Raw genomic sequence first — 22,157 nt, forward strand, 5'->3', positions numbered from 1 at the left:
CATGGCGTGGCTCTACCCGTAGCGTTGGGATTGACGACGTGCCGTCGTCAATCGGTGCTGACCGGCTCTTCCGGCTTCGCCGCTTCCGGGCTGACACGCTCGATGGTGTGGCGCAGTTCGCGGCCGAGGATGAATTTCGCATCCTTCGCCCACGCGTCCAGGCGCGCATCGAACAGCAGCTTGCTGTTTTCATCCGGCCACACCAGGCGCAGTTCGCGCAGCTTCTGGATGAAGCCGCGGAACAGCGTGCGGTCGAAGAACTCCGGCGCGGCCGGCGCATAGAGCAGGCTCAGTCGCTGCGCGGCCTGCTGGCACAGGCTTTCCAGCTCGGCCGCACCCAACGTGCCGGGGCCGTTCTTCACCAGCACCGAGATCGCGATGTAATAGCGCTCGAACGCCTGCTGCAGCGAATGGCCGATCGCGCGCAGGCGGAAGACTTCGTCGGTCTGCCCGGTGTTGCGCGCCAGGATGCCGCCGTCGTCATCGTTGATGTTCTGCAGCAGCCCTTCGCGCACGAACACGTTGATGGTCTGCTCGATGCGCTGGGCAAACTCGTCTTCGGTCCATGGCAGGAACAGCTCGGCCTGCAGGAACGGATACACCGTGCGGCCCAGCTGGACCAGCCCGGTGCGGCTCATGCGGCGGTTGTTCTGGAAGCAGCAGGCCACCCACGACGAGGCGGTGAACAGGTGGATGACGTTGTTGCGGAAGTAGCTCAGCAGCACCGCGGTGTCGCCACTGACGCTGAGCACGTCACCCAGCGGGTGCTTGATGCGGGTGAGGACGTTGATTTCCTCGGCGTGGGCGATGATCCGCTCCGGCGAGTGCGGGGTCACCGTCACCCGGTCCGAGTACGGCATCTCGACCAGCAGGGTCTTGCACAGTTCGATCTGCGCGATCAGGTCCGCCTCGCCCATCGCATGCTTGGGCGTGGACAGCAGCGCCAGCGCGAGCAGGTTGATCGGATTGACGTCGGCCGCACCGTTGATATGCACCTGGATGCGTTCGGCCAGGTGATCCACCGTGCCGGACAACCACGAGGGCTTCTCGTCTTCGCCGACCGGTTGGCCATTCCAGTCCGGTGCACGCTGGGCGAGCACGTCGTTGAGCGCGATCGGCTCGCCGAAGTTCACCACGACCTGGCCGTAGTTCTGCTTGAGCACCTTCGGGATCGACCACAACAGCGACCAGATCGATTCTTTTTCCTTCGGCCGGCCGGACAGTTCGTCCAGATAGCTGCCGCCCTCCATCAGCTTTTCATAGCCGATGTAGACCGGCTGGAACAGCACCGGCTTGCGCGGCTGGCGCAGGAAGGCGCGCAGCGTCATCGAGATCATGCCGCCCTTGGGCTGCAGCAGGCGCCCGGTGCGCGAGCGGCCGCCTTCGACGAAGTACTCGATCGAGTAGCCGCCGGCGACCAGCTGCGCCACGTATTCGCTGAGCACCGCCGAGTACAGCGCGTTGCCACGGATCGAGCGGCGGATGAAGAACGCACCGCCCTTGCGCAGCAGCGTGCCGACCACCGGCAGGTTGAGATTGATGCCGGCCACGATGTGCGGCGGCACGATGCCGCGGTCGTACAGCAGGTAGGACAGCAGCAGGTAATCCATGTGGCTGCGGTGGCTGGGCACGTAGACCACTTCATGCCCGGGCGCGGCCGCCTTGAACTTGTCCAGGTGGTGGACCAGCACGCCGGCGTAGATGCGGTTCCAGACATGGCTGAGCATGAAGCTGGCCGAGCGCACCACGGGACTGGAGTAGTCCGCGGCGATTTCCCACGCGTAGGCGTGGGCTTTTTTCCAGGCATCAGCCGGCTTGGAGTTGTCGCGCTTGGCCTGCGAGGCGATCGCTTCGCGCACGGTGTCCGCGTCGAGCACCTTGTCCACCAGCAGGCGGCGGGTCGACAGATCCGGCCCGATCACCGATTCGCGGATGCGGCGGAAATGGGTGCGCAGCACGCGCTGCAGCTTGCGCACGGTGCGCTCGGGGTCCAGCCCCTCATCGACCGTGGTGCGCAGCGAGATCGGCGGGGCGAAGCGCACGATCGTGCTGCGGCCGTTGAGCAGCACCGCCAGCAGGCGACGGAAACGACCCACCAGGGCCCAGTTTTCCGAGAACAGCACCGCGAACCAGCCGCTCTGCTTGTCCGGCGCGCGGCCGACGAAGATCGACACGGGCACCAGGTGCACGTCCAGCTCGCCGCGGGCGCGATGCGCCTGCAGGACCTTGGCCAGCGAGTCCGAGTGGGTCTTGGCGCCACGCTGCTCGGGGATCAGCGAGTTGCTGCTGCTCCGGCGCGACAGGGCCAGGTAGGCGCGCTTGCGCCCGGTCGGATCGCCGGCGATCGGCACCAGCGGCGAGGGCAGGCCGGCTTCGCGGCAGGCCTTGTCCAGGATCAGCGCGTTGGACAGACCGTAGTCCTCCAGCACGTAGACCACCGGGCGGCCGTCGTTGTACTGGCCGGGGTGTTCGGGCTCGATCTTCAGCGACAGCCACGGCTCGACCAGGCGGCCGAGCAGGCGCGCCCACCACGGCGGGCGACCACTGGGCGGACGGGTGCCGGGCACGATCGCGGACGGCACGACGGTGGCGGGCTCCGCATCCACGGCAACGGCCTCCACGGGCGCGCCAGCGGCCGGTGGAACCGGAGCGGCAGCACCGTCGGACGGCACGGTAGCGGGTGACGAGGACGTAGCGTCCGGCGTCTTGGGCGGCTCTTCGCCGGGGAAAGGCAGGGGATTCTGGTTCGGCATCGGCTTCATTATGGCTTAGCCGGTGCAGAAGCACCGTCCTTGACCGTCGCCGCCGCCTCTGCTTCGGCCGCTTGGCGGGCGTCATGTTCAGCTTGTGCGGCGTCGGCGGCCTGCAGCAGCGCATCGGTGTCTTCCAGCGTGCGGGTCACGTACCAGTGACCGTCACGCCGTGTCATCCGCACCTGAGCGTCGATCTGTTCGCCGGCCAGCGTGTACTGGATACGCACCACAGCATCGTCGCCCAGCTCGGACGTCAGCTCGCCGCGCAGCTCGGTCAAGGCGCCGTCCAGCGACAGCCCGTAACTGGCCAAGGCTGTCTTGAAGGCTTTGATGAAGGGCCCGAGCCGGCGCAGACTCTCTTCCATGCCCGCGGCCTGCAGTTCGGCATCCGTGGACAGCCCCGCAGTGCGCGCGGTCGCGGTGAGCAGGGTGATGGTCGTCTTCGCCCGCTGCTTGTCCGTCAGTGGCGCCGCGGCGGCCCAGCGGCTGAGCGCGTTCACCACCTGGGTGTAGTGGGCGCGCTCGCTGTCGCTGTACTCGCTCTGGTTGCGCAGGTACTGCTCGCCGAACAACCCCATCGAGTGGGCCGCCTGACGGACCTGGGTGGCCTGACCGGCGATCTGGGTATCGAACGAACGCTGCAGCCGCTGCGGCGCATCCGGCCGCGACAGTGCGGCCAGCATCGGCAGCAACTGCCCATCCAGCGGCAGCTCGGTCAGCGGCCAACGGCTGTGGCCCTGGCTCCAGGCGCCCTGCAGGCGGGCGTACTGGGTGGGCGGCACCGCTGCCTTCGCATAGCCGACCAGATCGTTGTCGGCGACCCGCTGCGCCAGCTGCTGCAGGGCCGCGACCGGCTCGGACGCCGGCGCATCCGGATCGATCTGCTTGTCCTTGCAGGCACTGAGCAGCACCAACCCGCACAGGGCCAGCGCCAACGCCTGCCCTCGGTACTGCCACGGCTTCAACGACATGGACATGAATTCGGACTCCCCGGACCGGTCCGCATCTTGCGGCCTGTTCGGTGACAGCGGCAAGCCGGCAGACCTGCCGGCCCTGCGCTCGGTGCGCAAGCCCTTGAATGTACAGAAAAACCGCGTGTGACGGAGCGTCCCGCCCGGTCACCGCCTCAGCGCGCGGCGAGCGCCTGGGCGATCTCGGCCTGGATGGCGCGCGCGGCGGCCTGCGGATCGCTGGCCAAGCGGATCGGACGGCCGACCACGATCGCATCGGCGCCGTCGGCAAAGGCCTGGGCCACGCCTACGGTGCGCTTCTGGTCATCGCCGACCGGGCCACCGGGGCGGATGCCCGGGCAGACGATCGAGAACCCGGCGCCGGTGGCGGCGCGGATCGGCCCGGCCTCCTGGCCGGAGGCGATCACCCCGTCGATGCCGGCGGCCTGGGCAGCCAAGGCGCGCTCGACCACCACCTCGACCGGTTCGCGGTCGATGCCCATCCGGGCCAGGTCACTGCGGCCCATCGAGGTCAGCACGGTCACCGCCAGCAGGCGCATGTCGCTGCCGTTGGCCGCCGCGCAGGCCTCCATCATCGCCGGGTGCCAGCCATGGATGGTGGCGTAGCTCACCGGCCAGTGCGACAGCCGCTTGATCACTGCTGCAGCGGTGGCCGGGATGTCGAAGAACTTGAGATCGACGAACACCCGCTTGTCGCGTGCGGCCAGCGCCTCGAGCACCTCGAAGTACTCGCCGGAGGCCAGCAGTTCCATGCCGATCTTGTAGAACGACACGGCATCGCCGAGGCGATCGACCCAGGCCAGCGCGTCGGCGCGGCCCGGCACGTCGAGCGCGAAGATCAGGCGCTCCTCGTCACGCAGCGGCAGCGGCGCGCGGCTCACGGTGCGTAGTCCAGCGCGGCACGCTTGGCATCGTGGCGGGCCTGGCGCGACTGGCTGTAATCGTTGTTGAACTGCGCCGGTTCGAAGCCGCCGTAGGTCGGGTTGGGCAGCATCCACCAGCGTTCACCGAACCAGTCGTGGTACTGCTGCAGCAGCGCGTCACGGCCCTCATTGGTGTTGGCGGTGACTTCCACGAAGTCGCCCAGCTGGTCACCGAACTGCATCAGCACGCGGTATTGCTGGCCGGCCAGGCGGCGGCGGCAATTCTTCTCGCTGCCGGCCTGCTCGCAGCCCTCCACCACGGTGCCCAGGCCGAGGAACACGCTGTCGTCGGCCACCGGCAGGCCCTGCTCGCGCAGGTTGGCCAGGGTGGCGTCCTTGAGATGCACGGCGCGGTTGGAGATGTACAGCAGGGTCACGCCCTTGGCATTGGCGGCCTTGGCGAAATCGACCACGCCTGGAATCGCCTTGGCCTTCTTCTCGGCCACCCACTGGTCCCAGCTCAGCTCGTCGTATTCCTTGCCATCGCGCACCAGGCGCGCCTGGTAGGGCGAGTTGTCCAGCACGGTTTCATCCACGTCCAGCACCACCGCCGGCTTCAGGCCCTTGGCGGCATTACCGCGTTCTTCAGGCACCAGCGCGTCCCAGTTGGCTTCCTTCAGCGCTTTGTCCAGGTGATCGGCCGCCGAACGGTAGGTCTGCTCGGTGATCGCCCGGTACTCCTGCGAACGCTGCATCCACAGCACCGCGTTGAGGTTGTCATTGGCGGCCACGGCGGCATCGCCGGTGGCGGCAGGCGCGCTCGCTGCGGCAGCGGCGGCCGGCGGGGCGGCCTCGGCCGGGGTTTCAGTGCGCTTGCAGGCACTCAGCGCCATCACGGCGCAGGCAAGCACGGACAGGGAAACAGCACTACGACGCATGGCATTCACCGGCAACAGATTCGCGCCAGTTTAGCGGCTTGTCCCGCGGCATTCATGCCACAGGCGGGGCTCGGCTATGCTGCACGCCCCTGAAACACCCCGGAGCGCCCCATGACCGACGACACCCAGACCCCTGCCCTGCCCGTGCTCAGCGCGGCCCAGGCCCGCGCGTTGGGCTGCCTGATCGAGAAGGAGGCGACCACCCCGGACGCCTACCCGCTGACGGTCAACGCCGCCCAGGTGGCCGCCAACCAGAAGACCGCCCGCGAGCCGGTCATGGCCCTGTCGGCCGGCGATGTGCACCACGCGCTGCGCCAGCTGGAGACCCTGGGCCTGGCGCGCCAGCAGTACTCCTCGCGCGCCGAGCGCTACGAGCACCGCGCCGGTGCCGCGCTGGACCTGACCCGCCAGCAGCTGGCGATCCTGGGCCTGTTGCTGCTGCGCGGCCCGCAGACCCTCAATGAGCTGCTGACCCGCAGCGAGCGCCTGGTCCGCTTCCAGGACGTGGAAGAACTGCGCCACCACCTGGAGCGCATGATCCAGCGCGAGATGGCGGTCCAGCTACCACGCGCCAGTGGCCAGCGCGAAGACCGCTACATGCACCTGCTGGCCGGCCCGGTGGACGTGCAGGCCTTGGCCGAGCAGTACAGGTCTGCACCGAGCAGCGCTGGCGGCAGCGGTGCCAACCCGGCGCTGGAGTCCCGTGTGCAGCAGCTGGAGGCCACCGTGGCCGAATTGCAGGAACAGCTGGCGGCGTTGCGCGCACAGTTGGGGGGCTGAACTGCAGCCACGCATGGCGTGGCTCTTCCGGGTCGGGCGGCGTGGGTATACCGGGTCAGACGGCCGGCGCGCCCGGGGTGGCGAACAGCAGCACGACATCGCCGCCATGCGGTGGTGGCAGCAGCAGATCGCCGCGATCCTCCATGCCCAGTTTGCGCAGCAGCGCCGCCGAGCGCACGTTGTCCGGCGAGACGATGCCGTACAGATCGGCATGGCCGAGCACATCGCGCGCGTAATGCATCACCCCGCGCGCGGCCTCGAACGCGTAGCCGTGGCCTTCGTACTGCGACAGCAGTGCATAGCCGATATCCGGCGCCGGCAACCCGGCACGGCGCACCAGGCCGGCGTTGCCCAGCCATGCACCATCTTCGCGACGGATGACGGCGTACATGCCGAAGCCGTTGAGCGTGTAGCTACCCAGCACGCGCTCGGCGGTGTAATCCCGCGCCTGCGCCAGGGTGCGTACGCCGCGGTCGGCAATGTTGCGGATGAAGCCGGGCTCGTTGAGAAGGGCCAGCATGTCGGCCGCGTCATGGTCGGGGTCGATCAGGCGCAGGTGCAGGCGGTCGGTCTGGATCACGGCGGACATGCGGGTACCGGTGAAGGGTGATAGGCCGATTGTGCCGTAGAGCCACCCCATGGGTGGCTCTACCCGGCGATGCTCAGTCAAACAACGCCTGGATCGCGGCCAACCCGGCACTCGCGCGCTCTTTCTTGCGCGCGGCATCGGCGACGGGATCTGCACCATCGCGCTGCATTTCCTCGGCGGGTATCTCATCGAAGAAACGGCTGGGCTTGAGCCGCACGTGCTCGCCGAACTTGCGGGTGAGCTTGCTGTAGCTCATCCACAGCTGCACCTTGGCGCGGGTGATGCCCACGTACAGCAGGCGCCGCTCCTCCTGCAGGTTGCCTTCGTCCAGGCTGACCTGGTGCGGCAGCACGCCATCCTCGCAGCCGATGATGAACACGTACGGGAATTCCAGACCCTTGGAGGCGTGCATGGTCATCATCCGCACCTGGTTGCCGCCGTCGTCCTTGTCGTTGCGTGAGAGCAACGCCAGCTGCGCGGCCAGATCCGCCGTGGAGGCCCCCCGCGGGCCGCCTTCGAACCACTGCGCCAGTTCTTCCAGGTTGCCGAGGCGACGCTGGTAGACGGACTCTTCCTTGCACGCACTGCGCAGGTCCGAGACCAGCCCGGAGTCCTTCACCAGCTTGCGTACCAGGTCACCGGAGCTGAGCTTGGGCATCTCCGCGCGCAGATCGCGCAGGATGTCGGTAAAGCGGCTCAGGCCGTTGGCCGCACGCGGTGGCAGCTGCGAGAGCGCACCGATCGCTTCGGCCGCATGCGCCATCGGCAGGTCTTTTTCCGAGGCCAGCTCGGCCAGCTTGGCCAGCGTACCGGCGCCCACTTCGCGCTTGGGCGACTGCACCGCGCGCATGAAGGCGGTATCGTCGTCCGGATTCACCAACAGGCGCAGCCAGGACAGCGTGTCCTTGACCTCCTGCCGTTCCAGGAACGCAGTGCCGCCGGTGATGTGATACGGCGCACGCACCAGCTGCAGCGCTTTTTCCAGCGGCCGCGACTGGAAATTGCCGCGGAACAGGATGCAGAAATCGCTCCACGGAATCTTCTTCGAGGTGGCCAGGAAGGAGATTTCCGCGGCGACTTTTTCCGCTTCGTGCTCGCTGTTGCGGCATTCCCATACGCGGATGCGCTCGCCGTCGGCCTGGTCGCTCCACAGCTTCTTCAGATGCTCGTGCGGATTATTGGCGATCAGCGCGTTGGCCGCGCGCAGCACGCGGTTGGAGCAGCGGTAGTTCTGCTCCAGCTTGATGATTTCCAGCGCAGGATAATCGCGCGCCATCTGCTGCAGGTTTTCCGGGTTCGCACCGCGCCAGGCGTAGATCGACTGATCGTCATCGCCCACGCAGGTGAAGTTGCCCTTGCTGCCGGCCAGCTGCTTGAGCAGCCGGTACTGCGCATCGTTGGTGTCCTGGCATTCGTCGACCAGCAGGTAGCCGATGCGTTCGCGCCAGGCGATGGCGATCTCCGGATTCTCTTCCAGCACCTGCACCGGCAGCCGGATCAGATCATCGAAATCCACCGCGTTGAACGCGGTCAGGCGCAGTTGATAGCGCTCATAAACGCTGGCCGCTTCCTTCTCGCGGGTGCTGCGCGCCGCGGCCATCGCCTGCTCGGGCGAGAGGCCGGCGTTCTTGGCGCGTGAGATGAGGTTCTTCACGTCCTCGATGTCATCCGGCTTGGCCCCATACATCAGGTCCTTGACCTGCGCGGTCGAATCGTCGGCATCGAAGATCGAGAAGCCGCGCTTGAGCCCGACGGCCGCATGTTCGATCTGCAGGAACTTCAGCCCCAGCGCGTGGAAGGTACAGATCGTCACTTCATCGGCGTCGTCACCGCGCAGGCGCTTGGCCACGCGCTCGCGCATTTCCTTGGCCGATTTGTTGGTGAAGGTGATCGCCGCGATCCGCCGCGCCGGGTAGCGCTTGCTGGCGATCAGCTGGCCGATCTTCTCCACGATCACGCGCGTTTTGCCGCTGCCCGCGCCCGCGAGCACCAGCAGTGGACCTTCGCAGTGCATCACTGCTGCGTGTTGGGGAGGATTGAGACCGTGCATGCCATCTCCAGGGGAGGGGCATTGTACCGGGCCGTCAAGCCGGGGCGTGGAGATCTCCGGCAGCGGACGAAAGCGTCCGGCCTCCGCCCTGACAGCCCACAGGGCGTGGCTCGGCGTCTAGAATTGGCCGATGGCCAAGCTCTACTTCTATTATTCGGCGATGAACGCCGGCAAGACCACGACCCTGCTGCAGTCGGCGCACAATTACCGCGAGCGGGGCATGCGCGTGGCCATCCTGACCCCACGGCTGGACGATCGCGCCGGGCGCGGCGTGGTCGCCTCGCGGATCGGCCTGAAGGCCGACGGGATCGCGTTCCAGCAGGACACCGACCTGCAGCAGCTGATCGCCGACGACATCGACACGCACGGTCCATTGGGCTGCGTGCTGGTCGATGAAGCGCAGTTCCTGACCCGCAGCCAGGTCTGGCAGCTCAGCGAGGTGGTCGATCAGATGCGCATTCCGGTGCTCTGCTACGGCCTGCGCACGGATTTCCGCGGCGAGCTGTTTGAAGGCAGCCAGTACCTGCTGGCCTGGGCCGACGAGATGCAGGAGATCAAGACGATCTGCCATAGCGGCAAGAAAGCCACAATGACCGTGCGCGTGGACGAGCACGGCCACGCGGTGCAGGACGGCCCGCAGGTGGAGATCGGCGGTAACGAGCGCTACGTGTCGGTGAGCCGCGCGGAGTTCAAGAAGATCACGCGCGGTGAGGGCCGCATCGACCCGATGCAGGCGCGTCTGCCGCTATAAACCCATGGCTTTCGACAGATGTACAGTCGGCGCTATGCAGCCTACGCTGCATCAACCAACGGATGAAGATGGATTTTCCATGAAGCGCGCTGCGGCCCCGCTCACCCTGCTGTTGTTGTTTTGTCCGCTCCCCCTGTTTGCGCAGAGTGGCTCCTCTTCGCTCGATATGGGCTCCACCGTGGTCGGCGCAGGCTTCATGGACAGCCATCCGGACATGATGTATCGCCAATGGGGTGTTGCCTCGCTCCATCGGGGAGATCCCAAGGGAGCGATGGAGAACTTTAGGCTCTCGGCGCGTTTTGCCGACAAGCCTTCTCAAGGATACCTGGGTGAAATGTACTGGTTCGGCGTCGAGATGCCCTCCGATCCTGTGATGGCTTTCGCTTGGATGGACGTCGCCGCAGAGCGTGGATACCCGCTTTTTGTCGACCTTCGTAACCAGTACTGGGCGTCCCTACCGCTGGAGCAGCACGCCGTGGCGCGCGCTAGAGCCAGCGAGTTGCGTGCTGAATACGGCGATGAGGTTGCCAAGCCTCGCATTGCGGCGGTGCTCAATCGCGGGCGGCGGGCCATGACCGGCAGCCGTACTGGTTCGATGTCCAACAACGTGGATATCGTCTACAGCGAGGGAGGCGTCACCAAAACCATCAAGGCCGATCGGCTGTACGACCCCAAATATTGGGACCCGGATAAATACCAGCGCTGGCAGGACGAAACGTGGTCGAAGATCCGTCGCGGGACCGTGGAAGTCGGCTCTCCCCTGCAGCAGGCCACTGAACGTCCCCCGGGAGCTGACGACCGCTAAGCGGTCGCCACCCGCCGCTGTGATCAATACAGCGTGCGCTCCGGCGCGCCCTTCGGCGGCGGGCTGTACTGGTACAGCCAGGTTTCGGTGAGGGTCTTGCCGCCGCTGCGCAGGTACAGGCGGATGTCGATCTGCTCGGTGGCGTCATCCGGCGGTACCAGATCGAACATGGCGCGGTAGCCCTTGATCTCGCGCAGCGGACGCGCCGAGACGATCTCGGTACGGCCGCGGCTGACCTGGACCACGGCGTCCACCTCGCCCTTGTCGATCAACGCGGCCAGTTCGCCGCCTTCGAAATCGACCGCGAAGCGCCACGAGAAGTACTCGCGCTTCTTGCCGATCACCCCGCCCAGGCCGGTACGGCTGGCCACGCAGTGCGCCAGCGGCGTGCGCGCCGGCGGCTCGGCGCCCCAGTACAGGCGGTAGCCGAGCAGCAGCTCCTGGCCGGGCTGCGGCTTGGCCTCGGGGTTCCAGAACGCCACGATGTTGTCGAAGGTCTCATCCACGGTCGGGATTTCGACCAGTTGCACCGAACCCTTGCCCCACTGCCCCTTCGGTTCCACCCACAGGCACGGGCGCTTCTCGTAGAAAACGCCGTCGTCCTGGTAGTGATCGAAGTTGCGGTCGCGCTGGAGCAGGCCGAAGCCGCGCGGGTTGTTGTCCACGAACATGTTGAAGCGCAGGTTGTGCGGGTTGCACAGCGGGCGCCAGATCCATTCACCGGCACCGGTCCACATCGACAGGCCATCGGTATCGTGGATCTCCGGGCGCCAGTCCCAGGCCATGCGGCGGTCGTTCTCGCCCACCTGGTACATGCTGGTGCACGGGGCGATGCCGAGCCGCTCGATCGCCTTGCGCGGGTACAGCGCGCAGTCGATGTCCATCAGCAGCACGTCACCGTTGGTGATCGCGAAGCGGTAGGCGCCGGTGGTGCTGGGCGAATCCAGCAGGGCGTACACCACCAGCGTATTGGAGTCGGCCGCCGGCTGCTCCAGGTAATAGGCGATGAAATCCGGGAATTCTTCGGGCTTGCCCATGCCGGTATCGATCGCCAGGCCGCGCGCGGATTGGCCGTACTGACCTTCCTTGCCAACCGCGCGGAAATAGCTGGCACCCAGGAACGCGGCGAAGTCGCGATCGGTGTCCTTGCGGGTGTTGAGACGGAAGCCGGCAAAGCCCAGGTCGGCCGGCAGATGACTGCCCTTCAGGCCGCTCTTGCCGTAGTCGAACGCCGCGCCGTCGTAGGCCAGTTCCTGCGCCTTGCCATCGGTCACGTCGAACATCCGCACCGGTGAGTGGAAGTACAGGCCGAGGTGGAAGAACTTGGCCTGGTAGCGACCGGGCTGGTCCGCCCACAGCGCATGATCCTGGCGGTACTGGATCGACTGGTACTGGTCCCAGCTCAGCGCTTCGACCGGACCCGGCAGGGTGCGCTTGTGGCTCTGGTAGGCGGCCTGGGACAGCGCGCGCGCCTGCCCTTTCAGCGAAGCGAAATCGAACGGCTGGGGCTCGCCCAGCCGGCGCAGGCCGACCTGGTTGCCCTGCGCGGCACACGCCGGCAGTGCAGGCAGGCCGAAGGCGGCCAGGGCCACGGAGGCATTGCGGAGAAAGTCGCGTCGTTGCATGCAGGCAGCGATGGCAAGGGAGGGCCGGCCATCATAGGCACGCAGACGTTAATTCGCCGAGGTGAATGCGGGGCGGCGTTCAGCCAGCGTGGGTGACGGGGTGACCGCAACCGTCGCCGGCGCACAGCGCTCAAGGATCTGCCCGAGCTCCTGTCGCAGCTGTCCGCCCTGCGGCCACTGCGCCTGCAGCTCCTGCTGAAGCTGCTCCAGCGCTGCGCGCGCACGCACGGGTGCGGTGCCACAGTCCAGTTCGGCCATCGCCGCACGGGCGCGCCAGCGCAGCGCGCGGCTGTCCAGGTCGGCGGCGTCGCCCACCAGCAGGGGTGCCAGCGCACGTCGCGCTTCCACGGTCTGGCCCATGCGGCCCAGATTTCGGGCCCAGGCCAGCTGCAGCGCGCGGTGCAGACCCGCACTGGCAGGCCCGGCCCGGTCCACCCGCCGCATCAGCGCCGCCAGTTGCTCCCCGGCCTGATGGGGGTCGCCGTGGGCACTGACCAGCTCGGCCATGCGCCGGTCGGCCTGCTGCACCGAGGCATCGTCATCGCCGCGCTGCGCTGCCTGCCATTGCCGCCCCTCATGCAGGGCGGTCAGCGCGGCCTGCCAGCGACCGGCCAGCGCCAGGGCCTCGCCCTGGTCGTACAGCCCCTGCGGCAGCAGCCCCACGCAATCGGGCTGGCGCCAGATCGCCACGGCGCGGGCGAAGTCATCGATCGCCGTCGCGCTGTCGCCGCGCGCCAGCGCCAGCCGCCCCAACGCATGCCAGGTCAATCCGGTATCACGGTGCTGCTCGCCCAAGGCCTGCCGGGTCAGCTGATGGACCTGCTGGAGTTGGACCTGCGCCTGCGCCAGTTCGCCGCGCTGCATCGCCAGCAGCGCGCGCAGGCGGCGGATCGACAGGGTTTCCGGGTGATCGGGCCCATACAGCCCCACGGCATCATGGGCGGCAAGCTGCAGAGCCTGCTCGGCCGCCTCCAGATCGCCCTGCGCAGCCAGGGTCTCGCCCATGTGCCGACGCAGCGCGATCAACTGGGGGTAGCGCACCGTGTTACCGGCCTGCAGCAGCTGCAGCGCTTGCCGGTAACCGGCCAGGGCAGCAGGCGCGCGGCCATCGTCACCGTCCAGTGCGGCAAGGTCGGCGACGCTCTCCGAGGTGCCGGGGGTATCGCGCAGCACATCGCGGCGCAGCACCAGCGCCTGCTCGAACGCCCCGCGCGCCTCATCGCGGTAGCCCAACAGCTGTTGGCATCGCCCCAACTGGGTGTGGTACTCGGCCACGGCCGCCGGCAGCCGCAGGCGGTACTCGGCGGCCAGCGACTGCATCGGTGTCAGGTGAGTCACGCAGTCGCGGGAACGTCCGAGCATGCGCAGCGCACGGCCGCGCTGGGTCACCGCTTCCAGCTGCAGGGTCGGCGGCACCTCGCCGGCCTCCTCCAGCAGCGCGCGTTGGCGGTCCAGCGTCTGCAGCGCCAGCTGGTAGTCGCCCATACCGATCCGCAACCGGCCGATCACGCCTTCCAGCTCGGCCAACGACAGCGGTTGATCGCGCAGTTCCGCCTCACCGCGTTGCTGACCGGTGGCCAGCAGCTGGCGCAGATCGAAGCTGCCATGGCGCACGCCCGCGGCGCGGTCGAACAGGCCTACGGTGAAATCCTGCATGGCCTGCGCACGCGCGACCTCGCGCCGGGCCTGCTGCATATGCCACAGCGCGGTGAGCGCCAGTGCGAGCAGCGCCAGCACTGCCATGCTGCCCAACGCCACGCCCCAGCGATGCCGGCCCAGGTATTTGCGCAGCCGGTAGCCCACGTGCTGCGGGCGGGCGTGGATCGGGCGGCCTTCGAGGAAGCGGCGCAGGTCCTGGGCCAAGGCTTCCACCGAGGCGTAGCGCTGCGCAGGTTCCTTCTGCAGGGCCTTGAGCAGGATGGTGTCCAGATCGCCGCGCAGGCGACGCGACAGGCGCCTTGCCGCCCCGGCCTGCTCCCCACCGGCAGCGGCCGCGCGGGCCATCACCGCCGAGGCGCGCGGTGCCTGCACCTCCAGGATCGAGCGCTCCCACTCGGCATCGCTGTGCCGGCGCAGGCGGTACGGCTTCTGCCCGGTGATCACCTCGAACAGCACCACGCCCAGCGAGTACACATCGGTCAGCGTGGAGACCGGCTCGCCGCGCACCTGCTCCGGCGCCGCGTAGTGCAGGGTGAACGCGCGTGCTTCCGTGGGCGGGTGCGCGGGCGGCTTGCCGTGGTCATCGTCGAGCAGCTTGGCGATGCCGAAATCCAGCAGCTTCACCTCGCCCTCCGCCGTCACCAGGATGTTGGACGGCTTCAGATCGCGATGCACGATCAGGTTGGCGTGGGCGTGGCTGACCACCGCGCAGACCTGCAGCATCAGCTGCAGGCGCCGCTCCAGCGGCAGTGCCAGGCGCTGGCAGTGCTCGGTGATCGGCTCGCCTTCGACATACGCCAGCGCCAGATAGGGCTGGCCGTCCAGGTCCACACCGGCATCCAACAGCTGGGCCAGGTTCGGGTGCTGCAGCCGCGCCAGAATTTCGCGTTCGCGGCTGAAGCGCTGGCGCAGGCCGGGATCGGCGTAGCCGCTGCGCAGCAGCTTCAGGGCGACCTGGCGCTCATACAGGCCATCGGCGCGCTCGGCCAGCCAGACCTCACCCATCCCGCCTTCGCCGAGCGCCCGCAACAGCCGGTAGGGACCGACCCGGGTGCCTGCCCGGCTGTCTTCCGGCGGCGCGGTCCACAGGGGCTGCGCCAGGAATTCATGGCTGTCCCGCTCATGGGCGAGCAGGCGCTCCACATCCTCGGCCAGCCCCGGATCGTCGGCGCGCAGGCGCAGCAGCCGCTGCTCTCGCGCCGGTTCGGGCAGTTCCAGCAATTGATCCAGCAGGCAGGACAACTGCCGCCAGCGTGACGCCTCCATCGGTCCTCTCCCCGGACGATGCGTGGCTTTTCAGGGCTCCCCGACCGAAGCCAGCAGGAACATGCGCGCCTTCTGCCAGTCGCGGCGGATGCTGCGCTCCGAGCGTTGGCATAGATCGGCGATCTCCTGCTCGGACAGGCCGGCGAAGTAACGCAGTTCCACCACCTTGGCCAGGTGTGCATCCACCGCATGCAGCCGGGCCAGCGCCACATCCAGCGCCAGCAGGTCTTCATCCAGGCGCACGCCGCTGCTGCTGTTCTCCGGCAGCTCCACCCGCTTGAGATCACCGCCGCGTTTGCGCGCCAGCCGGTTGCGTGCGTAATCGACCACCACGCTGCGCATCGCCGAGGCGGCGTAGGCGAAGAAGTGGGCGCGATCCTCAAAGCGGGCCGCGCCCCGGGAGCCGAGCAGCTTCAAATAGGACTCGTGCACCAGCGAGGTGGCATCCAGGGTGCGCCCCTGCTGCCCGGCCAGCTGCCGACGGGCCATGCTGTGCAGCTCGTGATAGAGCAGGGTCAGGACCCGGTCGAGCGCGGCGCGGTCGCCCGCCCGGGCCGAATCGAGCCATACGGTGATATCCGGTCCCTGGTCCATCGCACACCCCCGCCGGTGACGTTGGCCGGACTATACCGCCCGGCAGGCGATGGCCGCGCGACGGCTCAACGCTGGCAGTAGCCGCACCAGACGCTGGCGCGCTGGCCGATGGTGGCGTGGCGGAGCAGCCGGCCACACTGCCGGCAGGGCTCGCCTTCACGCCCGTAGACCAGCAGCTCCTGCTCGAAGTACCCCGGCGCCCCGTCCGGATTGATGAAATCGCGCAGGGTGGTGCCGCCGCGGGTGATGGCGTAGGTCAGGATCTGTTTCACCGCATCGGCCAGGCGCTGGTAGCGCGCGCGGGAGATCTTGCCGGCCTCGCGCAGCGGGTTGATTCCGGCCATGAACAGGCTTTCGGCGGCGTAGATGTTACCCACCCCGACCACGATGCCCTGGTCCATGAGGAAGGTCTTCACCGACGCGCTGCGGCCGCGGCTGCGGGCGAAGAGATAGTCGCCATCGAAGGCCTCATCCAGCGGCTCGGGCCCCAGCGCTGCCAGCAGCTCATGGGTTTGCCCGGCCGGCTGCCAGAGCAGGCTGCCGAAGCGGCGCGGGTCGTTGAAGCGCAGCAACCGCCCATTGTCCAGGCTGATGTCGACGTGGTCGTGCGCACGTACCGGGGTGTCGCCGGGCAGCACCCGCAGACTGCCGGACATGCCCAGGTGCAGCAGCGCGCTGCCGATGGCGGTATCGAGCAGCAGGTACTTGGCGCGACGGCGCACGCCCTGGATGGCCTGCCCGGGGAGCAGCGTGCTGATCTCCGGCGGAATCGGCCAGCGCAGGTCGGGGCGGCGGAGGATCACGCCGTGGACACTGCGGCCTTCCAGGTGCGGGGAAAGGCCGCGGCGGGTGGTTTCTACTTCGGGGAGCTCGGGCATGGGGGGATTCTAGCGCCGGGCTGCGGAGGGCCGACTACGACCCACCGCAACACGGTGCGCTTCCCTTCAGGCCTGCGCGTCCTCCGGCACCGCGGGGTTGCCTGCGTCGGCCGGTTCGGCGGTATCGCTCGGCGCGTTCACCGTCACCGGGTGCTTGTCCGGGAACAGCGTAGGCAGTGTGGCGACAAACTGGACCAGGCAGTCGTCGGCATAGCGTTGTACGGTCTGCTTCACCATCGCATAGTCATCGGCCTGCCAGGCCTCCAGCGGGGCGGCGACCGGCTCGGTGACGTTGCACTGGGCACCTTCGCCACCGGTGAGGCGCATGGTGGGCAGCTTGCGCCGGTACGGGAAGCCCAGGCTCAGCGATTGACGCAGTTCATACAGGGTCTGCGAATCATCCAGTTCCTGGTAGACCAGGATGAAGTCGCCCAGCGTGGCCTGCACCGGCTTCTCCTCGGTAGGCACAGCGCCAGGGTGTGCTTTGAAGTAGTCGTCCAGGCGGGTGCGCACCTGCGCCTGCATTGGGCCGAACGCGGGATGCACGACGCTCTCGATGCGGGTGCCTTTCAACTGTCCTTTGCCGAAGGAGCTGCCGGCGATCCTGCCAGACAGCAGCGACATCGCGACCTGCGCGCCGGCCACCTTGGCCGTGGTGGAGCGCTGCACCAGGCGCAGGGACTTGGCGCCGATGGGTTGACCGCCGGAGTCGGTCTGCAGCTGCGCGGTGATGGGGATCAGATGCTCCCATGCCGGTGCTGCAGGGGCGACAGCGGCATCGTCTGTGGCGCTTGCATCAGCGGCCACGGCAATCGCATCGGAGGGAAGTTCGCTGTCGTCCACGGCAAGCTCGGGGGGATCGACGGATACCGGCTCGCTGGCCATGGTCTGCATGCTGATGACGATGCCGCCGAGCAGCATCGCGGTGAGGAGGGTGTACTGGGTTTTCATGGTGTCGTTCCTGGGTCGTCCTTGGCGAGACCCGTGGACGCCCATCGGTGCAACGGCCCTGCATCCACGTCCATGTTCTTCCTGCTGCGATCCATCGCAGTCAACATGCCGAGCCTGCAGAACACGCTGATCGACCGGCGTGCCGGGATCATCCTGTCTTCTGCCTGTTTTCAGGCAGTCGTGCGCGTACCGGCATGTTCGCCGGCGGGCGATCTTATATCAGCGGCGGACGGTCATGGAAGTTGAGCATCTCCTGCTTTTGCGCCATTACGGGACGTATGCCGCCGATTCCGGGCAATTTTTGCAGTAGCCGCTGTTCAATCACCTCTGGGGATCGGGTGTCGGAAAGTCTCTACCCAACACGCAGGCATCTGTTGACTTCCAGCCACAGATGCGATTTTCACCCCGGCCTACACCGGCATTGAGTCATCCGGCTGTGCCATGAACGTGAAAGGATCTTCGTAGTCCTTTAACCGGGCGATAGGAAGCCACTCTTCGGGAATCCATGGAGAGACCACCTCAACGTGGAAGCCATGCCACCACGCAATCTTTGCGTAGACGACCGCTGCAGTGCAAATCAGGTTTTGTTGTAAATCCGCTTTCCTCTCTGCTTCTGCGTCGCATCAACGTTGGGTCCACCAACTCCGTCAAAGCAGCTTCCATGCTCGGAACATCCCCCGCCGCAAGTGCGATGTGGAAGCGGCTGTCCGCTTGGTGAGCTGCCTGCTTGGCAGGAACGTCCGATAGGAAGTTGACGCAGCGCGGCGTCAGGACCTCCCACGCGCCGGACAGCGCAAGCAAGGTGTTGTAGTGATGAAACTCATCCATCCTTGGATTGTCGATTCGCGTAGCAGCGGCGGATCCAGGAGAGAACGGTCGTTCGAACCCGGCAAACCAGTTGATCAGGGGGACCTCGTTCGAGATCAGCGGCATCAGGTACGTCGACGTCAAACATATGCCATCAGGACGCTGTTGATACATCGCGCGAGTCAACTTACCGGACGCAAGGGCCCACCGCCTAAGCAGGTCGATGTCTCCTTGCTCAAACCAAGCAAGAAGCCCCCTAACGGTCGAGTAGTCGCCTAGCAGTGACTTGCACGTATAGGCGTCGCCTGTTGAACCCTCAATGTGCGCGATGTACGCCTCCGGCTTGAGTCCCCACATGGGATCCAAGAAGGTCTTGAGGTGATCAACCGCTGGTGGAACACCCTGAATGTGCCGGTCCCTCTGCATTTCAATCACCATCGTTGGACCTTGGCCACGACGCGTTGTCCTGGTCCATCAAGAAGGTCTTCACCAAGGTGCTGCAGCCGCGGCCGCGGCTGCGCCGGTACGCACGCACCGAGGTGTCGCCGGGCAGCATGCGCAGGCTACCGGGCATGCCAAGGTGCAGCAGCGCGCTGCCAATGGCGGTATCGAACCGCAGGTACTTGGCGCGGCGGCGCACGCTTTGGATGAACGGCCCGGAAGCAGCGTGCTGATCTCCGACGGCACCATCCTACGCAACACCTGATGCTTCTGGCTCATCTGTGATGCTGAACAGTTCCCGACGATACAGGGTCTTCAGCTTAATCCTTTTCGCTGAGAACACGTCAAAGCTTCGATCCAGATCCTCCAGACTCGGGGTGACCTGCACGAGGTATCCATTTTCGTACTCATCGACAATGAAGCCCTCCGCCTTCATCGCATCCCGGTCGCCCTCTTCGGAGAACTCGTCGCCAAAATAAGTTGCCCACGCAACGTTGTGCAGCTCAGGAGCAAGCGAAGCGCCGAACGACCCTATTTCAAATGACGACCATGCGCCCCGTCGCCCAGTTTCGCGCGGAGTGAACAGATGGAGCATTCCAATCTGGGGCGGAAAGATCCGAACAAGCTCACTGAACAGCATTCCCCAGTCGACTCGGGAGTTCCACGGGGCGGAGATGCTGACACTCGCGGGGACCACCTTCCCTGCATGGTTATAGATTCGGTGTCGCACGTAGCCACTCGACCTTACAACCCTCTTCCGCCGCCAGGCGAACGACATGGGTGCTTCAAAGCTCCGGCCCTGCGATTTGACGGTAGCCATCGCTGCCCACCAACGTTCCAACGATTCATCCCCAAGGAAGTCATCCTTGATCTTGTCCGGGTTGAAAGAAACCTGTTCCGGAGTCATGCCGTGACTTTCGAGGAGCGCGACCAGTGCCCGACCTCGCTCCAGCTCGATAGTGTTCACACGAGTTCTGATGGATATTTGCACGTACTTCTTCATCAATACTCCGTGAGAATTCCGGTTTTTGGGTCGTATCGATAGACCTTTCCGCCCGTTGCCTCGATGGCGGCCTTCCTGGCAGCGTAGACAGATCCATGCTGCCGAGCCGTTTCACGCGCCAACGTGGACGCACTACGACCGAGGCGGCGCGCGATGGAGCGGATGCTCGCACCGTTACCGCGCTCGATCTGAAGCACGGCACGCTCTTCGGAACTCAAATGACTGGGCTGCTTTCCCATGCGGCCACCCTACGTAATTGCGGGGTATTGCACTTGGAAGTCGAGTCCAAGCACTTGATTCTTGACGCCGCCCTCTTTTGATCAGGTGACATCGCGCTCAAGCATGGGCTCTTCCTCAATCCGAAATCTTCCGGGGCGGTACAACGTCTTGAGCTCTGCGCGGCGACGGGAGAAGGAATCGAAATCACTCTTCACATCTTCCAACCTTTTGGTCACGGTGACGAGGTATCCATTGGACTGCTCGTCTACAGAAAATCCCCGTTCGCGCATCTTCTGACGATCTCCTTCATCTGCGAACTCATCTCCGTAGTACATAGCCCACGCGATATTGGTGATATCTGGATTCAAAGCTGCCCCAAACGATCCCGCTTCGAAAGACGACCATGGACTCGGCCGCCCTATTTCCGGAGAAGTGAAAAGATGGAGCATCGCCAAACGAGGGGGAAAGACGCCAATGAGCGCACGAAAGACTTCAATCCATTCTATCTTCGGACTCCACTGGGCCGTAAGGCTAACCGTCCCCGGCAACAATGCTCCCCGGTTGTTTCGCATCGTATGGCAAACGTAGCCGGTCGACTTCACTGCGTCCTTTCGCCTCCACGCAAAGTCAAGGCTGAAATCAGAGACAGCACCCTCAACTCGCATCTGCGCCACCTCGCTCCACCAGACATCCAAGGCATCAGCGCCTTCAAAATCATCCTTGAATCTATCTGGGTTGTGGGACACCTGCTGCGGATACAGATGCCCGTCGCCCAAGGAGAGAACGTTTAGCAACGCCCTTCCAACCTCCTGTGGCTTCGTATCGATGCGGCTACGAAGCGCAATTTTGACGTATGCCTTCATTAGAATCCCGTCAATACTCCCGTCTTCGGATCATAGCGATAGATTTTGCCACCCGCATCTCTGATCTGGTCCAGGATGTTCTGCGCAACAGATTGCGTGCGGAGACTCACCACAAGATTAAGGTTTATCGCGGACTAGCGTGGAGCCTTGGCTGACCAACGGTACCCTTGAGGCCTGATTTCCTGGGCTCGAGGGTGCGGCCATGCTGGACCGGAAGACGATCGAGAAGCTTGGTGGCTGGGAGGGCTATCGGGTAGAGCGTCTTGCGTGGCCTGAGGATGGCAGCCGCACCGTCACGATCTAACTCAAACCGTCTGCGCGGACGATGCACTGCGAGCACTGCGGCAGCCGATGCCGGCAGGTGCGTGAGACGACGGTGTGCCGGGTGCGGGACCTGCCCATGATGGCGTTTCGTGTTGCTTTGGTAGTTCCACGGCGTAGGGTCTGGTGCGATCAGTGCGGTGGCCCGCGGCTGGAGAGGCTGAGCTGGCTGGGCCGCTATCAACGGGTCACCGACCGGCTGGCTGAGGCAGTCAATCAGTTGCTGGCTTCCAGCAACATTCTGGCGGTCGCCCGCTTCTTCCAGCTGCGGTGGCACACGGTCAAATCGCTGGATAAAGCCCTATTGGGCCGAACCGTCCAAGAGCCGGACTGGAGCCAGGTCCACTATCTGGCGATGGACGAGTTCGCACTGCACAAGGGCCATCGCTACGCCACCGTCGTCGTCGACCCGATAAGTCGCCAGGTGTTGTGGATCGGCAACGGTCGCTCCCGTGAGACCGCAGCGACGTTCTTCAAGCAACTGCAACTGCCCCAACGCTGAGATCGTCTTCGACTTGTTCCATGTGGTGGCCAAGTGCGGCCGCGAAGTCATTGACCGGGTTCGTGTCGATCAGGTCAGCAAGCTGCGGGACGATAAGCCGGCCCGCCGGGTAATCAAGTCCAGTCTCTGGCTGCTGCTGCGCAACCGGAAGAACCTGGATAGGGGGCAAGCGGTACAGCTGAGCGAACTACTGGCGGCAAATCAACCGCTGCTCACCACCTACCTCATGCGTGATGAGCTGAAGCGGCTATGGTTCTACCGCCGCCCTGCCTAGGTCCAACAGGCGTGGGAGCGTTGGCTCGAACAAGCCCAAGGCAGCGGAATCGCTGCTCTGGCCCTGTTCGCACAACCTCTCACAGCCTATCTGCCCGGGATCCTGTCTCGCTGCCGACACCCGCTCAATACCAGCATCGTCGAAGGCATCAACAACACCATCAAGGTCATCAAGCGCCGGGCCTACGGATACCGGGATCAGGAGTATTTCTTCCTGAAGATCCCCGCAGCCTTCCCCGGTATTCCGCGATGCCC

The 22,157-nt window shown here is 65.8% G+C and carries 20 protein-coding genes and 2 pseudogenes; 7 read left to right on the top strand and 15 right to left on the bottom strand.

Annotated elements, in window-relative coordinates; translation table 11 throughout:
* Positions 1-47: 47 nt before the first annotated feature.
* Positions 48-2,762 carry a glycerol-3-phosphate 1-O-acyltransferase PlsB gene (plsB, locus tag ABE463_RS10285; RefSeq protein WP_346468092.1) on the bottom strand — a complete coding sequence of 905 codons (2,715 nt, stop codon included), beginning with the start codon at positions 2,760-2,762 and terminating at the stop codon, positions 48-50.
* Entirely contained in the window at positions 2,762-3,730 is a 969-nt protein-coding gene (locus ABE463_RS10290; RefSeq protein WP_346468093.1) for a hypothetical protein, read from the bottom strand. The genes plsB and ABE463_RS10290 overlap by 1 nt, the downstream gene beginning before the upstream one ends.
* Here ABE463_RS10290 and ABE463_RS10295 point away from each other — a divergent pair.
* Positions 3,729-3,854 carry a hypothetical protein gene (locus tag ABE463_RS10295; protein ID WP_259260662.1) on the top strand — a complete coding sequence of 42 codons (126 nt, stop codon included), beginning with the start codon at positions 3,729-3,731 and terminating at the stop codon, positions 3,852-3,854. The two genes, ABE463_RS10290 and ABE463_RS10295, sit on opposite strands and share 2 nt — an antisense overlap.
* 25 nt (positions 3,855-3,879) lie before the next feature.
* Here the strand turns inward: ABE463_RS10295 and pyrF are convergent, their stop codons facing one another.
* Together pyrF and ABE463_RS10305 are read right to left on the bottom strand one after the other, a co-directional pair.
* Positions 3,880-4,605: an orotidine-5'-phosphate decarboxylase gene (gene pyrF, locus ABE463_RS10300; RefSeq protein ID WP_346468094.1), complete on the bottom strand. Its 726-nt coding sequence runs from the start codon at positions 4,603-4,605 to the stop codon at positions 3,880-3,882.
* Positions 4,602-5,525 carry a 5'-nucleotidase, lipoprotein e(P4) family gene (locus tag ABE463_RS10305; RefSeq protein WP_346468095.1) on the bottom strand — a complete coding sequence of 308 codons (924 nt, stop codon included), beginning with the start codon at positions 5,523-5,525 and terminating at the stop codon, positions 4,602-4,604. Before ABE463_RS10305 ends, pyrF begins: the two co-directional genes overlap by 4 nt.
* Positions 5,526-5,636: 111 nt before the next feature.
* Between ABE463_RS10305 and ABE463_RS10310 the strand changes: the two genes are divergently transcribed.
* Entirely contained in the window at positions 5,637-6,305 is a 669-nt protein-coding gene (locus ABE463_RS10310; protein ID WP_346468096.1) for a DUF480 domain-containing protein, read from the top strand.
* A gap of 55 nt (positions 6,306-6,360) precedes the next feature.
* Here the strand turns inward: ABE463_RS10310 and ABE463_RS10315 are convergent, their stop codons facing one another.
* Positions 6,361-6,894, bottom strand: a complete 534-nt coding sequence (locus ABE463_RS10315; protein ID WP_265309886.1) for a GNAT family N-acetyltransferase — start codon at positions 6,892-6,894, stop codon at positions 6,361-6,363.
* A 73-nt stretch (positions 6,895-6,967) separates the two neighbouring features.
* Positions 6,968-8,944, bottom strand: a complete 1,977-nt coding sequence (locus ABE463_RS10320; protein ID WP_176990295.1) for a UvrD-helicase domain-containing protein — start codon at positions 8,942-8,944, stop codon at positions 6,968-6,970.
* 130 nt (positions 8,945-9,074) lie between these two features.
* Between ABE463_RS10320 and ABE463_RS10325 the strand changes: the two genes are divergently transcribed.
* Positions 9,075-9,695 carry a thymidine kinase gene (locus tag ABE463_RS10325; RefSeq protein ID WP_346468097.1) on the top strand — a complete coding sequence of 207 codons (621 nt, stop codon included), beginning with the start codon at positions 9,075-9,077 and terminating at the stop codon, positions 9,693-9,695.
* Positions 9,696-9,774: 79 nt separating this feature from the next.
* Positions 9,775-10,500, top strand: a complete 726-nt coding sequence (locus ABE463_RS10330) for a sel1 repeat family protein (protein WP_346468098.1) — start codon at positions 9,775-9,777, stop codon at positions 10,498-10,500.
* 23 nt (positions 10,501-10,523) lie between these two features.
* On the opposite strand, the gene ABE463_RS10335 is transcribed toward ABE463_RS10330, so the two are convergent.
* The 5 genes from ABE463_RS10335 to ABE463_RS10355 all read right to left on the bottom strand — a co-directional run bounded on the left by ABE463_RS10335 (position 10,524) and on the right by ABE463_RS10355 (position 17,473).
* Positions 10,524-12,125 (bottom strand): glucan biosynthesis protein D, encoded by a 1,602-nt coding sequence (locus ABE463_RS10335; RefSeq protein WP_346468099.1) that lies wholly within the window; start codon positions 12,123-12,125, stop codon positions 10,524-10,526.
* A 48-nt stretch (positions 12,126-12,173) separates the two neighbouring features.
* Positions 12,174-15,050: a serine/threonine-protein kinase gene (locus tag ABE463_RS10340; RefSeq protein WP_346468100.1), complete on the bottom strand. Its 2,877-nt coding sequence runs from the start codon at positions 15,048-15,050 to the stop codon at positions 12,174-12,176.
* Between the two features lie 30 nt (positions 15,051-15,080).
* The gene (locus tag ABE463_RS10345; protein ID WP_123730990.1) at positions 15,081-15,644 is read right to left on the bottom strand and encodes an ECF-type sigma factor; all 564 of its coding nucleotides are present in this window, start codon (positions 15,642-15,644) and stop codon (positions 15,081-15,083) included.
* A gap of 65 nt (positions 15,645-15,709) precedes the next feature.
* On the bottom strand, positions 15,710-16,522 hold the full coding sequence (mutM, locus tag ABE463_RS10350; protein ID WP_346468101.1) for a bifunctional DNA-formamidopyrimidine glycosylase/DNA-(apurinic or apyrimidinic site) lyase: 813 nt from the start codon (positions 16,520-16,522) through the stop codon (positions 15,710-15,712).
* Between the two features lie 66 nt (positions 16,523-16,588).
* On the bottom strand, positions 16,589-17,473 hold the full coding sequence (locus tag ABE463_RS10355; protein ID WP_346468102.1) for a hypothetical protein: 885 nt from the start codon (positions 17,471-17,473) through the stop codon (positions 16,589-16,591).
* Positions 17,474-17,545: 72 nt separating this feature from the next.
* Here ABE463_RS10355 and ABE463_RS10360 point away from each other — a divergent pair, with 72 nt between their 5' ends.
* Entirely contained in the window at positions 17,546-17,719 is a 174-nt protein-coding gene (locus ABE463_RS10360) for a hypothetical protein (protein WP_346468103.1), read from the top strand.
* Positions 17,720-17,992: 273 nt separating this feature from the next.
* On the opposite strand, the gene ABE463_RS10365 is transcribed toward ABE463_RS10360, so the two are convergent.
* The 3 genes and pseudogenes from ABE463_RS10365 to ABE463_RS10375 all read right to left on the bottom strand — a co-directional run bounded on the left by ABE463_RS10365 (position 17,993) and on the right by ABE463_RS10375 (position 19,724).
* The gene (locus ABE463_RS10365) at positions 17,993-18,718 is read right to left on the bottom strand and encodes a hypothetical protein (protein ID WP_346468104.1); all 726 of its coding nucleotides are present in this window, start codon (positions 18,716-18,718) and stop codon (positions 17,993-17,995) included.
* 85 nt (positions 18,719-18,803) lie between these two features.
* Positions 18,804-18,979, bottom strand: a pseudogene (locus ABE463_RS10370) (DNA-formamidopyrimidine glycosylase family protein); the annotation flags it as partial.
* Complete coding sequence (locus tag ABE463_RS10375; RefSeq protein WP_346468105.1) at positions 18,972-19,724, bottom strand: hypothetical protein; 753 nt, start codon at positions 19,722-19,724, stop codon at positions 18,972-18,974. The gene ABE463_RS10375 and the pseudogene ABE463_RS10370, both read right to left, overlap by 8 nt.
* A gap of 95 nt (positions 19,725-19,819) precedes the next feature.
* On the opposite strand from ABE463_RS10375, the gene ABE463_RS10380 reads away from it, so the two are divergent.
* Positions 19,820-20,044, top strand: coding sequence for a hypothetical protein (locus ABE463_RS10380; RefSeq protein WP_346468106.1), 225 nt, complete (start codon positions 19,820-19,822; stop codon positions 20,042-20,044).
* Here the strand turns inward: ABE463_RS10380 and ABE463_RS10385 are convergent, their stop codons facing one another.
* Positions 20,045-20,806 (bottom strand): hypothetical protein, encoded by a 762-nt coding sequence (locus tag ABE463_RS10385; RefSeq protein ID WP_346468107.1) that lies wholly within the window; start codon positions 20,804-20,806, stop codon positions 20,045-20,047.
* A 202-nt stretch (positions 20,807-21,008) separates the two neighbouring features.
* Here ABE463_RS10385 and ABE463_RS10390 point away from each other — a divergent pair.
* A pseudogene (locus tag ABE463_RS10390) lies at positions 21,009-22,152 on the top strand (transposase); the annotation flags it as partial.
* Between the last annotated feature and the right edge of the window lie 5 nt (positions 22,153-22,157).

The organism is Stenotrophomonas sp. TWI819, from assembly GCF_039673075.1.
Taxonomy (GTDB): Bacteria; Pseudomonadota; Gammaproteobacteria; order Xanthomonadales; family Xanthomonadaceae; genus Stenotrophomonas; species Stenotrophomonas rhizophila_B.

Excerpts from the sequence above, each read along its gene's own strand:
- plsB (WP_346468092.1), bottom strand. The coding sequence starts at position 2,762 with ATGAAGCCGATGCCGAACCAGAATCCCCTGCCTTTCCCCGGCGAAGAG.
- ABE463_RS10295 (WP_259260662.1), top strand. The coding sequence starts at position 3,729 with ATGAATTCGGACTCCCCGGACCGGTCCGCATCTTGCGGCCTGTTCGGT.
- ABE463_RS10290 (WP_346468093.1), bottom strand. The coding sequence starts at position 3,730 with ATGTCCATGTCGTTGAAGCCGTGGCAGTACCGAGGGCAGGCGTTGGCG.
- ABE463_RS10305 (WP_346468095.1), bottom strand. The coding sequence starts at position 5,525 with ATGCGTCGTAGTGCTGTTTCCCTGTCCGTGCTTGCCTGCGCCGTGATG.
- ABE463_RS10310 (WP_346468096.1), top strand. The coding sequence starts at position 5,637 with ATGACCGACGACACCCAGACCCCTGCCCTGCCCGTGCTCAGCGCGGCC.
- ABE463_RS10315 (WP_265309886.1), bottom strand. The coding sequence starts at position 6,894 with ATGTCCGCCGTGATCCAGACCGACCGCCTGCACCTGCGCCTGATCGAC.
- ABE463_RS10320 (WP_176990295.1), bottom strand. The coding sequence starts at position 8,944 with ATGCACGGTCTCAATCCTCCCCAACACGCAGCAGTGATGCACTGCGAA.
- ABE463_RS10325 (WP_346468097.1), top strand. The coding sequence starts at position 9,075 with ATGGCCAAGCTCTACTTCTATTATTCGGCGATGAACGCCGGCAAGACC.
- ABE463_RS10330 (WP_346468098.1), top strand. The coding sequence starts at position 9,775 with ATGAAGCGCGCTGCGGCCCCGCTCACCCTGCTGTTGTTGTTTTGTCCG.
- ABE463_RS10335 (WP_346468099.1), bottom strand. The coding sequence starts at position 12,125 with ATGCAACGACGCGACTTTCTCCGCAATGCCTCCGTGGCCCTGGCCGCC.
- ABE463_RS10340 (WP_346468100.1), bottom strand. The coding sequence starts at position 15,050 with ATGGAGGCGTCACGCTGGCGGCAGTTGTCCTGCCTGCTGGATCAATTG.
- ABE463_RS10345 (WP_123730990.1), bottom strand. The coding sequence starts at position 15,644 with ATGGACCAGGGACCGGATATCACCGTATGGCTCGATTCGGCCCGGGCG.
- mutM (WP_346468101.1), bottom strand. The coding sequence starts at position 16,522 with ATGCCCGAGCTCCCCGAAGTAGAAACCACCCGCCGCGGCCTTTCCCCG.
- ABE463_RS10355 (WP_346468102.1), bottom strand. The coding sequence starts at position 17,473 with ATGAAAACCCAGTACACCCTCCTCACCGCGATGCTGCTCGGCGGCATC.
- ABE463_RS10360 (WP_346468103.1), top strand. The coding sequence starts at position 17,546 with ATGTTCTTCCTGCTGCGATCCATCGCAGTCAACATGCCGAGCCTGCAG.
- ABE463_RS10365 (WP_346468104.1), bottom strand. The coding sequence starts at position 18,718 with ATGGTGATTGAAATGCAGAGGGACCGGCACATTCAGGGTGTTCCACCA.
- ABE463_RS10375 (WP_346468105.1), bottom strand. The coding sequence starts at position 19,724 with ATGAAGAAGTACGTGCAAATATCCATCAGAACTCGTGTGAACACTATC.
- ABE463_RS10380 (WP_346468106.1), top strand. The coding sequence starts at position 19,820 with ATGCTGCCGAGCCGTTTCACGCGCCAACGTGGACGCACTACGACCGAG.
- ABE463_RS10385 (WP_346468107.1), bottom strand. The coding sequence starts at position 20,806 with ATGAAGGCATACGTCAAAATTGCGCTTCGTAGCCGCATCGATACGAAG.